Annotated in this window: 10 protein-coding genes and 1 tRNA gene; 5 read left to right on the top strand and 6 right to left on the bottom strand. The window is 70.6% G+C overall.

Translation table 11 applies throughout. From position 1 onward, the window contains the following. Window positions 1-137 precede the first annotated feature (137 nt). Window positions 138-1358 carry an acetyl-CoA C-acetyltransferase gene (locus IH25_RS0126445; RefSeq protein WP_030615561.1) on the top strand — a complete coding sequence of 407 codons (1221 nt, stop codon included), beginning with the start codon at window positions 138-140 and terminating at the stop codon, window positions 1356-1358. 290 nt (window positions 1359-1648) lie between these two features. Next, window positions 1649-2443, top strand: a complete 795-nt coding sequence (locus IH25_RS0126440; RefSeq protein WP_030615559.1) for a hypothetical protein — start codon at window positions 1649-1651, stop codon at window positions 2441-2443. 46 nt (window positions 2444-2489) lie between these two features. On the opposite strand, the gene IH25_RS0126435 is transcribed toward IH25_RS0126440, so the two are convergent. Next, window positions 2490-2801, bottom strand: a complete 312-nt coding sequence (locus IH25_RS0126435) for a hypothetical protein (RefSeq protein WP_078844423.1) — start codon at window positions 2799-2801, stop codon at window positions 2490-2492. A gap of 99 nt (window positions 2802-2900) precedes the next feature. Here IH25_RS0126435 and IH25_RS0126430 point away from each other — a divergent pair, with 99 nt between their 5' ends. Beyond that, window positions 2901-3131 (top strand): DUF4287 domain-containing protein, encoded by a 231-nt coding sequence (locus tag IH25_RS0126430; protein WP_030615555.1) that lies wholly within the window; start codon window positions 2901-2903, stop codon window positions 3129-3131. Window positions 3132-3198: 67 nt separating this feature from the next. Here IH25_RS0126430 and IH25_RS0126425 read toward each other — a convergent pair whose 3' ends face one another. The 3 genes from IH25_RS0126425 to IH25_RS0126415 all read right to left on the bottom strand — a co-directional run bounded on the left by IH25_RS0126425 (window position 3199) and on the right by IH25_RS0126415 (window position 5695). Continuing rightward, entirely contained in the window at window positions 3199-4041 is an 843-nt protein-coding gene (locus IH25_RS0126425; RefSeq protein ID WP_030615553.1) for a Bax inhibitor-1/YccA family protein, read from the bottom strand. Between the two features lie 148 nt (window positions 4042-4189). Next, window positions 4190-5365, bottom strand: coding sequence for a 4-hydroxybenzoate 3-monooxygenase (locus IH25_RS0126420; protein WP_030615551.1), 1176 nt, complete (start codon window positions 5363-5365; stop codon window positions 4190-4192). Window positions 5366-5611: 246 nt separating this feature from the next. Beyond that, window positions 5612-5695, bottom strand: a tRNA-Leu gene (locus IH25_RS0126415). A gap of 414 nt (window positions 5696-6109) precedes the next feature. Between IH25_RS0126415 and IH25_RS0126410 the strand changes: the two genes are divergently transcribed. Beyond that, the gene (locus IH25_RS0126410) at window positions 6110-6880 is read left to right on the top strand and encodes an ABC transporter ATP-binding protein (protein WP_030615549.1); all 771 of its coding nucleotides are present in this window, start codon (window positions 6110-6112) and stop codon (window positions 6878-6880) included. Beyond that, the gene (locus IH25_RS0126405) at window positions 6880-9408 is read left to right on the top strand and encodes an ABC transporter permease (protein ID WP_030615546.1); all 2529 of its coding nucleotides are present in this window, start codon (window positions 6880-6882) and stop codon (window positions 9406-9408) included. Before IH25_RS0126410 ends, IH25_RS0126405 begins: the two co-directional genes overlap by 1 nt. Before the next feature lie 94 nt (window positions 9409-9502). On the opposite strand, the gene IH25_RS0126400 is transcribed toward IH25_RS0126405, so the two are convergent. Beyond that, window positions 9503-10795, bottom strand: a complete 1293-nt coding sequence (locus IH25_RS0126400; protein ID WP_030615543.1) for an SAM-dependent methyltransferase — start codon at window positions 10793-10795, stop codon at window positions 9503-9505. A gap of 220 nt (window positions 10796-11015) precedes the next feature. Continuing rightward, window positions 11016-12395, bottom strand: a complete 1380-nt coding sequence (locus tag IH25_RS0126395) for an NAD(P)/FAD-dependent oxidoreductase (protein WP_078844422.1) — start codon at window positions 12393-12395, stop codon at window positions 11016-11018. Window positions 12396-12766: the final 371 nt, after the last annotated feature.

Below are 12766 nucleotides of genomic sequence, written 5' to 3'. Positions count from 1 at the left end.
CCCCTTCCCGGGCCACGGCGCCAAGCAAGCGCTTAGAAAACTGCGGTCAGTGTCACACCGCGACACCGGTGACCTGGACCATACGGCCGGGTAACTTCCGAACCGGCCCTGCCCAACCCCCTTCCACTGGAGCCGTGATGCCCGAAGCCGTCATCGTCTCGACCGCCCGCTCCCCCATCGGCCGCGCGAACAAGGGCTCCCTGAAGGACCTGCGCCCCGACGACCTCACCGCCACGATCATCCAGGCCGCACTCGACAAGATCCCCGAGCTCGACCCCAGGGACATCGACGACCTGATGCTCGGCTGCGGCCTCCCCGGTGGCGAGCAGGGCCACAACCTCGGCCGCGTCGTCGCCGTGCAGATGGGCATGGACCACCTGCCGGGCTGCACGATCACCCGCTACTGCTCCTCCTCCCTGCAGACCTCCCGCATGGCCCTGCACGCCATCAAGGCCGGCGAGGGCGACGTCTTCATCTCGGCCGGCGTCGAGATGGTCTCCCGCTACGCCAAGGGCAGCTCCGACGGTCTGCCGGGCACGCACAACCCGCTGTTCGCCGAGGCCGAGGCCCGCACCGAGGCCGTCGCGCAGCAGGAGGGCTCGACCTGGCACGACCCGCGCGAGGACGGCCTGCTGCCCGACCCGTACATCGCGATGGGCCAGACCGCCGAGAACCTCGCCCGCTGGAAGGGCGTCACCCGCCAGGAGATGGACGAGTTCGGCGTCCGCTCCCAGAACCTCGCCGAGCAGGCCATCAAGAACGGCTTCTGGGAGCGCGAGATCACCCCGGTGACCCTCCCCGACGGCACGGTCGTCAGCAAGGACGACGGCCCGCGCGCCGGCGTCACCCTGGAGGGCGTGGCCGGGCTGAAGCCGGTCTTCCGCCCCGACGGACTCGTCACGGCCGGCAACTGCTGCCCGCTCAACGACGGCGCCGCCGCGCTCGTCATCATGTCCGACACCAAGGCGCGCGAGCTGGGCCTGACCCCGCTCGCCCGGATCGTGTCCACCGGTGTCTCCGGCCTCTCGCCCGAGATCATGGGCCTCGGCCCGGTCGAGGCCAGCAGGCAGGCCCTCAAGCGCGCGGGCCTGACCATCGACGACATCGACCTGGTCGAGATCAACGAGGCCTTCGCCGCCCAGGTGATCCCCTCCTACCGGGACCTGGGCATCGACCTCGACAAGCTGAACGTCAACGGCGGCGCCATCGCCGTCGGCCACCCCTTCGGCATGACCGGCGCCCGGATCACCGGCACGCTCATCAACTCGCTCCAGTGGCACGACAAGCAGTTCGGCCTGGAGACCATGTGCGTCGGCGGCGGCCAGGGCATGGCGATGGTCATCGAGCGCCTGAGCTGACCCGTGTCCCACGGTCCGTAGCGGGCCTGGCACGGTACGTCGCAGAAGGGCCCAGAACCGGGGAAACCCCACGGTTCTGGGCCTTTCCGTGACCCAATCTCCCCCAGGATGTGACCTATCTCGCTCGTCGGGCACATCGTCGCAGGTCAGCGGCGATCGGCTTGGCGCGCGGCGAAACCACGTGGCGTACGTCCTGTCCGATTCGTGACATTACGCACTGACAGCTGGTTAGTCCGCCCTTCAAGCTGATGTAGGAAGTCGGGGGTCGACTTTGAACCGGGAGTACGTCAGTGAGCGCCATGCCGATCGCCCTGCTGCTCACCACGGCAGCCACCGGCGCCGTGGGCGTCGCCGTCCTGCGCACCGTCCTGAAGCTGCGCCGCCAGCTCACCGAGTTGCAGCGGCAGCTCGCCGACGACCAGGCGGCCACCGCGCGCGCCCTGCTGCCCGGTGCCCGCTCCGCCGCCGACGCCGACCGGATACGGGCGGCCGTGGCCGAGGCGCTCGCCGAGGAACGGGAGCGGGAGCTGGCCGAGGCGCGTGCCTTCTGGGCCGCCCAGGAGGCCCGGGACGCCTCCGACGCGCCGATGCTGTTCGGTCTGCCCGAGGGCGATCTCTTCATGCCCCGGCAGGCGGACTTCGCGGGTCTGGAGCCGCTGGAGCCGGTGTCCGAGCCGTCCCTCGACGCCGAGGACTTCTCCGGGGGCGAGTCCCCGGAGCTGGCCGCCGCCCGCCGCCGGCACCCCTCGCACCCGGACTTCGTCCCGGCGCAGTCCCCGGCCGTGGGCGACCACGAGCGCACGGTGGCCGCCCTGGAGGAGCTGGCCGCCGGGCAGGTGCGGCTCGCCGATGTGCGCCCCGGCCCGCTGGGCACGCTCGACGTCTACGTCTTCGCCGACGGCACCACGCTGTGCATGACCCCGGGCCACCGCGAGACGGCCGAACGGCTGGCCGCGGCCCTGGAGTCGGGCGAGGCGCCGTACCTCCTGGGCGGCTCGGGCGTCTCGGGCTCGTACACGCTGACCTTCGCCTGCGGCGAGGACATGGTGTACATCCTGGCCGACCGGGTGATCGCGTCGCTGTAGTACCCCCGTAGTACCCGTAGTCCCGTAGGCGTGGGGGCCGGGAGTCTCAGACGCCGGCCCGCTGCCGTGCCTCCTCCACCAGGCGTACCGCCTCGGCGACCTGGTCGTCGCTGTCCAGCACGACCGCGAGGTCATGGGCGGCCACCAGGATCTGATCGGCGACGGCGAACATCCCGGCGTCCGGCATCTCGCGGGGCTCGGCGCCGGGCGATTCCTTCCGCTGGGCCCACCCGGACAGCTCCCGGGCCAGCGCCAGCGCCTCCGCCGCGGCCGAGCGCTGGAGGCGGCTCTGCGGTGCGGCCCGCAACCGGTCGGCGAAGTGATCCACTGCTTGGGTCAAGGGCGTCGTATCAACCACCCGCCGAGCGTAACGTGCCGCACTGTTGCCAATACGCGAACGCTCAGGCACGGTGACGTGAAGGACCGGCTTACATCCCCTTTGTGTCCGGAGGCGCCGATGTCCCACGTCTTCTCCGAGGAGACCCATCGCAATCTGCTCGCCCGCATCCCGCACTGCACCGGTCGTGAGGTGTCCGACTGGCTGCGTGCCGTAGAAGAAGGCCCGGCCCTGTTCCGCTTCGAGGAGAAGGTCAGCTGGCTCCGGCACGAGTACGACCTGGCGTACGGCCACGCCAAGGCCATCGTGCACGAGTACGACCTGAGGAGGGCGGCGCGCAGGCTGCTCTGAACGCCGAAGTGCCCCGGGTGACGCACCCGGGGCACTTCGCCGCTTCCGTGACCGTCGCCGGCCGTCGCTAGTCGTTGCTGCTGAAGATGGCCACCAGGCGCAGCATCTCGACGTAGATCCACACCAGGGTCATGGTGAGGCCGAACGCGGCGAGCCAGGACTCGCTGCGCGGGGCGCCGTAGGCGATGCCGTCCTCGATCTGCTTGAAGTCCAGCGTCAGGAAGAACGCGCCGAGCACGATCGCGATGATGCCGACCAGCGCGCCGAGCGGGCCGAAGCTGCGCAGCCCGCCGTCGTCGGCGACGCCGAACGCGACCAGCAGCAGGTTGATCGCCATGACGACCATGAAGGCGATCGCGATGGCCATGCCGATGCGGGCGTAGCGGGCGGTGACGCGGATCCAGCCGGCCTTGTAGACCAGCAGGGTGGCGCCCGAGACCGCCATGGTGCCGAGCACCGCCTGGAACGGGGCTCCGCTCCAGCGGCTGTTGAACATCTCGCTGAAGACGCCGAGGAAGACGCCTTCGAAGGCGGCGTAGCCGAGGATCAGCGCGGGCGACGCAGTGCGCTTGAAGCTCTGGACCATGGCCAGGACGAACGCGACCAGCGCGGCACCGATGGCCAGGCCGTAGCTGGTGCCGGAGACCGGCAGCAGCGCCCAGGCGAGGACGGCGCCGACGGCGACCGTGCCGAGGGTGAGGGCCGAGCGGACGATGACGTCGTCCATGGTCATCCGGCCGGTGGTGGCCGGGGCCTGGACGTCCGCCTGCGCGTACGGGTTCTGGGCGTAGGGATTCTGCGCGTACGGGTTGCCCTGTGCGGACCCGGCCTGCGGTGCGGTGTTGAAGCCGGCGTAGCCGTTGTCGCGGCTGAAGCCCCGTCGCGAGAAGACCGGGTTGCTGCTCCTCATTTCACTCCTCCATGACTGCCGAGTGCAGTCTTGGCTCCAGAGTAATGGATTGGCAAAGGACCGACCATGATACTTGAGGAGGATCCTTCCCCTTGCATGCTGCGCAACACGCTACGCGGGCCCCCGATTCCCGGCCACGGAGGCAGGGCTAACCGAGGGGGAACCCGGTGTACGCCTCGGCGAGGTCGGTCTCGGCCGCGCGCGAGGAGGCGATCCGCTCCAGCCGGGCGAGCTGGAGCCGGGCGTCGAAGGGGGTGTCGTCCGGGGCGCGGTGCAGCAGGGTCGTCATGTCGTAGGAGAACCGCTCGGCCTGCCAGACGCGGCGCAGGCAGGTCGCGGAGTAGGCGTCGAGGAGTTCGGGGGAGCCGGTCTGCCGCTCGTGGGCGAGGGCCCGGGCGAGGGTGACGACGTCGCCGACGGCGAGGTTCAGGCCCTTGGCGCCGGTCGGCGGCACGATGTGGGCGGCGTCGCCGGCGAGGAAGAGCCGGCCGTGCCGCATCGGCTCGTGCACGAACGAGCGCATGGGGGTCACCGACTTCTGGGTGAGGGGGCCGCGCTCCAGCCGCCAGTCGTCGTCGGTCTCCAGCCGCCTCTCCAGCTCGTCCCAGATCTCCTCGTCGCCCCACTGCCCGGCCTCCGTTCCCGCGGGAACCTGGAGGTAGAGCCGGGAGACGGCCGGGGACCGCATGGACAGCAGGGCGAAGCCGCGCTCGTGGCGGGCGTAGACGAGTTCGTCGTGCGAGGGGGCGACGTCGGCGAGGACACCGAGCCAGGCGTACGGGTACGACCGCTCGAACACCCGGGAGACCCCGGCCGGGACGGCCTTGCGGGCCACCCCCCAAAACCCGTCGCAGCCGACGACGTACTCGCACTCCAGCACGTCCTCGCGCCCCTGGTGCCGGAACGGGATGCGCGGCCGGTCGCCCTCGGCCCCCTCCACCCCCAGCGCCTCGGCCTCGAACAGCAGCGGCCCGCCCTCCTTCAGCTGGAGCGCGATGAGGTCCTTGCAGACCTCGGTCTGGGCGTAGACGGTCACGGACCGCCCGCCGGTGAGACCGGGGAAGTCGACGCGGTGCCGGCGCCGGCCGAAGCGCAGCTCGATCCCGTCGTGCCGCAGCCCCTCCCGGTCCATCCGCTCCCCGGCCCCGGCGGCGCGCAGCACGTCGACCGTGCCCTGCTCCAGGATCCCGGCGCGCTGCCGCCGCTCGACGTAGGCACGGTCGCGGCCCTCCAGGACGACCGACTCGATCCCGGCGCGATGCAGCAGCCGAGCGAGCAACAGCCCGGCCGGCCCCGCCCCGATGATCCCCACGGTGGTACGCATCGACCGTCCCCTTCTCTCCCGGCTGTTCGCGAGGTGAACTTTCCTTCACCAGTTGCCCGCGAGTCTCGACCTGCCGGACCCGACTGTCAATGGCCGGGACCGTATCGGGGGAACAGGGAGGCGCCGGAACCGGCGAAGGGGTGGCGACGGAGGCCGACGGAGGGTGGGTCAGGAAGCGGCTCGATCCGACGGAGCGTCCTCATTACCGCGGTCGTAACCGTACAAAACGCGCCAAAAGGCGGAAAGTGCCCGGAGCCGGACTCGAACCGGCACGCCCGCGAAGGGGCAGCGAGGTTTAAGCTCGCCGTGTCTGCATTCCACCATCCGGGCTTGCCAGGAGCTCCGCATCGAGGGTCCGAGCCTATCGGGACCCATCCCCCGAACAGCGGACGGGTGCACCGATGTTGTCTTATTTTATTGAGGTCTGAGGGAGCATCAGCGGACGGAACTGGCCATCCGCACTTGCCAATAGCGTGCCGCGAGAGGTGTGCGCGTGTACGCGAAATGACGGAATTTCACCGCTCGAACAAGACCGGTCCACCGGTTAACGAGATACCGGACAGCCGTCGCGGCGCCCCGCGTCCCCTCAGGGTCGGCCGTCCTCCCCAGGTATGACACGGCGGCCCCGCGTCCGACCCGAGTCGCCCCCCGGAACCGGAACAGCGGCTGACTCCGGGCCCGCACCGCGCCGGGACGATGGAACGGTCCCCACGAAACACGTCGTCCCGACAGGAGCACCGTCCCGTGACCACCACACCCACCGCCGGCCGGACCACCGCCGTAGCCGCGCGCGCCATGGAGCTGTCGAAGATCTACGGGCAGGGTGAGACCCGGGTGGTCGCCCTGGACCGGGTCTCCGTCGACTTCCGGGCCGCCGAGTTCACCGCCATCATGGGCCCGTCCGGCTCCGGCAAGTCCACGCTGATGCACTGCGTGGCCGGTCTGGACACCTTCTCCTCCGGGTCCGTGCGGATAGGCGACACCGAGCTGGGCTCCCTGAAGGACAAGCAGCTCACCAGGTTGCGCCGGGACAAGATCGGCTTCATCTTCCAGGCGTTCAACCTGCTGCCGACGCTGACCGCGCTGGAGAACATCACCCTCCCGATGGACATCGCCGGGCGGAAGCCGGACAAGGCGTGGCTGGATCAGGTCATCCAGATGGTGGGGCTGTCCGGACGTCTCGGCCACCGGCCCGCCCAGCTGTCCGGCGGCCAGCAGCAGCGCGTCGCCGTGGCCCGGGCCCTCGCCTCGAAGCCGGAGATCATCTTCGGCGACGAGCCCACCGGCAACCTGGACTCGCGCTCCGGCGCCGAGGTCCTCGGCTTCCTGCGCAACTCCGTGCGCGAGCTGGGCCAGACGGTGGTCATGGTGACCCACGACCCGGTGGCCGCCGCCTACGCCGACCGGGTGATCTTCCTGGCCGACGGCCGGATCGTCGACGAGATGTACGGCCCCACGGCCGAGTCCGTCCTCGACACGATGAAGCAGTTCGACGCGAAGGGCCGTACCAGCTGATGTTCCGCACCGCCCTGCGCAACGTCCTCGCGCACAAGGCCCGGCTGTTGATGACCGTGCTCGCCGTCATGCTCGGCGTGGCGTTCGTCTCCGGAACGCTGGTCTTCACCAACACCCTCTCCGACGCCTACCAGAAGAGCTTCGCCAAGGGCTTCGACCAGGTCGACGTCGCCGTACAGCCCAAGTACCAGGATTCCAAAGGCGACCGGGTCGGCAAGGACGCCGAGCTGACCCAGGCGCTGCTCGACCGGGCCGCCAAGGTCCCCGGGGCCGCCTCGGCCACCGGTGTCGTCACCGGCTTCACCGCCGTCGCCGGCAAGGACGGCGAACTCGTCGGCGGCGACTGGCAGTCGGCCGGCGGCAACTACTGGGGCACCAAGGACGCCCGTTACCCCCTGGTCAGCGGCCATGCCCCGCACGGCAAGGGCGAGGTGCTGATCGACTCCGCGACGGCGAAGCGGGCCGGCTTCAAGGTCGGCGACACCGTGCGCCTGTCCGTCGACGGCCCGGTCCTCACCCCCACCGTCAGCGGCATCTTCACCACCGACGACGGCAACGTGGCCGCCGGCGGCAGCCTCACCCTGTTCGACACGCCCACCGCGCAGTCCCTGTTCGGCAAGAAGGGCACGTACGACGAGATCGACGTGCGGGCGGCGGCCGGAACCAGCCAGGAGGCGCTGAAGTCCGCGCTGGACAAGGCGCTGCCCGCCCAGCTGGTGGAGACCACCACCGGCAAGCAGCTCGCCGACGACCAGGCGGCGGCGATCGCCGACTCCCTGAGCGGCCTGGAGAAGAGCCTGCTGGTGTTCGCGGGCATCGCCCTGTTCGTCGGCACCTTCATCATCGCCAACACCTTCACCATGCTGGTCGCCCAGCGCACCCGTGAACTGGCCCTGCTGCGGGCGGTCGGCGCCTCCCGCCGCCAGGTCACCCGCTCGGTGCTCGTCGAGGCGTTCGCGGTCGGCACGATCGCCGGCGTGGCCGGTCTGGCCGCCGGCATCGGCATCGGCGCCGGTCTGCGCTCCCTGCTGGGCTCCTTCGGTGAGAGCGTGCCCGACGGCCCACTGGTGATCAGCCCCGGCACGGTGGTCGCCGCCCTCGCGGTCGGCATCCTCGTCACCGTGCTCGCCGCCTGGCTGCCCGCCCGCCGGGCCGCGAAGATCCCGCCGGTGGCGGCGATGAGCAGCCTGCACGCCAAGGCCACCACCAAGTCCCTGGTGCTGCGCAACACGCTCGGCTCGCTGTTCGCGGCCGCCGGGATCGCGGTGATCCTCATGGCCACGAACATGGACGCCGACGCCGCCCAGGGCCCGATGGGCATCGGCGCGGTCCTGCTGATCATCGGTGTGTTCGTGCTGACCCCGCTGCTGTCCCGCCCGCTGATCGCCGCCGCCGCTCCGGTGCTGCGCGCCTTCGGGGTGTCGGGCAAGCTGGCCCGCCAGAACTCGGTGCGCAACCCGCGCCGTACCGCGGCCACCGCCTCGGCGCTCATGATCGGCCTGACCCTGATCACCGGCATGACGGTGATGGCGGGCAGCCTGCAGAGCTCCATCGACCGGCTGGCCAGCTCGGCGATCCGCGCCGACTACGTCGTCTCGATGGCCAACCGCGGCCCGCTCTCCCCCGACATGGCCAAGAGGCTCGCCACCGCCGACGGGGTCACCGCCAGCAGCCCGCTGCGCAACGGCGAGTCCCGCATCGACGGCGGCACCGAGTGGCTGACCGGCGTCGACGGCGCGGCCATCGGCGAGCTGACCGACCTGAAGGTGACCGACGGCTCCTTCTCGGTGGGCGGCACGCGCATCGTCGTGGACGAGGACCGGGCCGAGAAGCACGGCTGGAAGGCCGGTTCGCAGCTCACCGCGCACTTCGAGGACGGTGCGGCACGCCGGCTGACGGTCGCGGGGGTCTACGAGGGCAACGACATGCTCCACGGGATCATCCTCGACAACAAGGTCCTCACCCCGCACCTGACCGATCCGGCCGACATGCAGGTCATGGTCAAGATGGCGGACGGCGCGTCCGACGCGGCCAAGGACGGGCTGGTGAAGACCCTCGGCACCAACCCGGCGGTCAAGATCCAGGACAAGCAGGACATCTCCCATGAGATCGGGAACGTGTTCACGCAGGTGCTGAACATGGTCTACGGCCTGCTCGGCATGGCGGTGGTCGTCGCCGTGCTGGGTGTCGTCAACACGCTGGCCATGTCCGTCTTCGAGCGCGCGCAGGAGATCGGCATGCTCCGCGCGATCGGCCTGGACCGTCGGGCAGTCAAGCGGATGGTCCGCCTGGAGTCCCTGGTGATCTCCCTGTTCGGCGGCGTGCTGGGCCTCGGCCTGGGCGTGTTCTTCGGCTGGGCGGCCGGCGAGCTGCTGGCCACCGAGATACCGACGTACGAGCTGCAGCTGCCGTGGGGCCGGATGGCGGTCTTCCTGCTGCTGGCGGGCGTGATCGGCGTCCTGGCCGCCCTGTGGCCGGCCCGCCGCGCGGCCCGGCTGAACATGCTCTCGGCGATCAAGGCCGAGTAGCCGGTCGCAGGCGGAGCAGCCGTCGTACGACGGTGAAGGGGGCCCCTCGGGAAGGGGCCCCCTTGCCGTGCGCGGCGCCGTCCGGCGCGGGCGGTCAGCCGTGCCAGGTGCGGGGCCGCAGCGGGAGCCCGGAGGCGCCGGAGTCGGGGGTGCGGATCGCGAGGACCTGGTTGACGCCGATCCGGTTGCGTTCGAAGGCGAGCGCGGAGGCGGCCATGTACAGCCGCCACACCCGGGCCCGGCCGGGGCTGGTGAGCCCTACCGCGCGGTCCCAGTCGTCCTCCAGGTTGGCCACCCAGCGGCGCAGGGTGCGGGCGTAGTGCTCGCGGATGGACTCCACGTCCCGCACCTCGAACCCGGCCCGCTCCAGCTGGGTGACGGTGGTGCCGATGGGGGCGAGTTCGCCGTCGGGGAAGACGTAGGAGTCGATGAACTGGTCCACCTCGTACGCCGACTCGTCGCGCTGCGGGCGGCGGGCGATCTGGTGGTTGAGCAGCCGGCCGCCGGGCTTGAGGAGGGCGTACAGCTGGCGGGCGTACTCCAGGTAGCGTTCGGCGCCGACGTGTTCGGCCATGCCGATGGAGGAGATCGCGTCGTAGGGGCCGTCCACGACGTCGCGGTAGTCCTGGACCCTGATCTCCACCCGGTCGGTCAGCCCCGCGTCGGCGACGCGCTTGCGGGCGTAGGCGGCCTGCTCCTGCGACAGGGTGATCCCGACGACGCTCACCCCGTGCTCGCGGGCCGCGTGGATGGCCATGGAACCCCAGCCGCAGCCGACGTCCAGCAGCCGCTGACCCTCCTTCAGGCCCAGCTTGGCGCAGACCAGTTCGAGCTTGTCGCGCTGGGCGGTCTCCAGGGTGCCGTCCTGCTCCCAGTAGGCGCAGGAGTACACCATGGAAGGGCCGAGGACGATCTCGTAGAAGTCGTTGCCGACGTCGTAGTGGTGGCTGATGGCCCGCTGGTCGGTGCGGCGGGTGTGCAGACGCCGGCGGGGTCTGCGCATCTCCTCGCGCGGCGGGGCGGGCGGGATCGGGGGGGCGGCCAGTTTCAGCAGGTCGCGGGCGGCGGCCCGGACGGCGGGGTCGCGCACGGCCTGGCGCAGGGTGCGGGCGTCCTCGCCGCGCTCCCAGACGAGGCCGGCCATCGCGTCCAGCACGGTGTACAGGTCGCCTTCGACGTCCAGGTCACCGGAGACCCAGGCGCGGGCCAGGCCCAGTTCACCGGGTTTGAAGAGCATCCGGCGCAGGGCCCGGCGGTTGCGCACCACGAGGGCCGGCGCGTCCGGCGGACCGGCCTGCGATCCGTCCCAGGCCCTCAGGCGCACCGGGAGCGGGGCTCCCAGCACCTGTTCGGCAAGACTCCTCAGCCGCTGTGCGGCGTCGGCCATGACGCACACCTCCGTGACGGACGATCCCGGAATGCCAACACCACGTAAACACACGCGGGGCCCGGCCGTAGTCCCCACGCCGTGTTGTGACTGGGTAAAAAGCGGGTACGCGTCAGAAACTGTCCGCGCAGAGGCACTTGGGTGCCGGACAGCCCGAAGGGGCCGCCCGCACCACGGATGGCGGGCGGCCCCTTCGGGCTCGGAACGGGTGACCGGGAGGTCAGGAGGCCTTGGCCTTCTCCTCCGACTTGGCGGCGGCGACCGGCGCCGGCTTGGCGGCCTCGTAGAACTCCTCGCGGGGGTTCTCCATGGCGCCGAGGGAGACGACCTCGCGCTTGAGGAACATGCCGAGCGTCCAGTCGGCGAAGATGCGGATCTTGCGGTTCCAGGTCGGCATGGCCAGACCGTGGTAGCCACGGTGCATGTACCAGGCGAGACGGCCCTTGAGCTTGATCTTCATCTTGCCCATGACGATCATCGCCACGCCCTTGTGCAGGCCGAGGCCGGCGACGGCGCCCTTGTTGGCGTGCTCGTACTCCTTCTGCGGGAAGCCCCGCATGCCGGAGACCACGTTGTCGCCGAGGACCTTGGCCTGGCGCAGCGCGTGCTGGGCGTTCGGCGGGCACCAGGCGTTCTCGTTGCCCGCCTTGCGGCCGACGAGGTCCGGGACCTGTGCGTTGTCACCGGCGGCCCAGATGTAGTCCGTGCCCTTGACCTGGAGCGTGGGCTCGCAGTCGACGTGGCCGCGCGGGCCGAGGGGCAGGCCGAAGCGGGCGAGGGCCGGGTTCGGCTTGACGCCGGCCGTCCACACGATGGTGTTGGCGTCGACCTCGAGGCCGTTCTTCAGCACCACGTGGCCGTCGACACAGGAGTCCATCGAGGTGGAGAGGTAGATCTCCACGCCCCGGCTCTCCAGGTGCTCCTTGCCGTACTGGCCGAGCTTGGGGCCGACCTCGGGAAGGATCTTGTCGGCGGCGTCGACGAGGATGAACCGCATGTCCTCGCGGGACACGTTCTTGTAGTACTTGGCCGCGTCCCGGGCCATGTCCTCGACCTCGCCGATGGTCTCCGCGCCCGCGAAGCCGCCGCCGATGAAGACGAAGGTGAGCGCCTTGCGGCGGATCTCCTCGTCGGTCGTGGAGTCGGCCTTGTCCAGCTGCTCCAGGACGTGGTTGCGCAGACCGATGGACTCCTCGATGCCCTTCATGCCGATGCCCTGTTCGGCGAGGCCGGGGATCGGGAAGGTGCGGGAGACCGCGCCCATGGCGATGACCAGGTAGTCGAAGGGCAGCTCGTACGCCTCGCCCACCAGCGGGGCGATCGTGGCGACCTTGCGGTCCTGGTCGATGGTGGTGACCCGACCGGTGAGGACCTCCGCCTTCGGCAGCACGCGTCGCAGCGGGACGACGACGTGGCGAGGGGAGATGCTGCCGGCGGCGGCTTCGGGGAGGAAGGGCTGGTAGGTCATGTACGACCGGGGGTCGACGACCGTGACGGTCGCCTCGCCGTAGCGCATCTTCTTGAGGATGCGCCGAGCTGCGTACAGGCCTACGTACCCACCGCCTACTACGAGGATCCTGGGACGCTCCGTGGTGCTCATGCCATCGAGTATCCACCCGCCCCAGGGGGGTCGCTCGTGCGCCCCTTCACAAGAACCGACAGGCCCTGTGTTAAACTCCGCGGCCCGCGTGACCGAGGTCATGCGGAGCGGCGGGAACCGCGCGGCGGTTCGCCCCGTTGTCAAGGCCGCGTGAGCAGCCTCTCCGGAGCCGCGGGGTGGCCGTGAGAGTGTCGTGACGCCTCCGGAACAACCTCCTCCAGGGCCCGCTCGCGCCCTTCATCTGAACATGTTCAAACGGCCGTCAACACCCCGGAAGGGCCAACCGGCCCCGTTCGTGGGTCCCTCGGGCCCAAATTCCTTGTGAAGAACTTCACGAAGTTTTCCGCACGCATACGACGGAGGGCCCCCGA

The sequence above is a fragment of the Streptomyces achromogenes subsp. achromogenes genome, assembly GCF_000720835.1.
Taxonomy (GTDB): domain Bacteria; phylum Actinomycetota; class Actinomycetes; order Streptomycetales; family Streptomycetaceae; genus Streptomyces; species Streptomyces achromogenes.
Note: the sequence above shows the minus strand (reverse complement) of the source record. Positions and strands in the feature narration are given on the sequence as shown.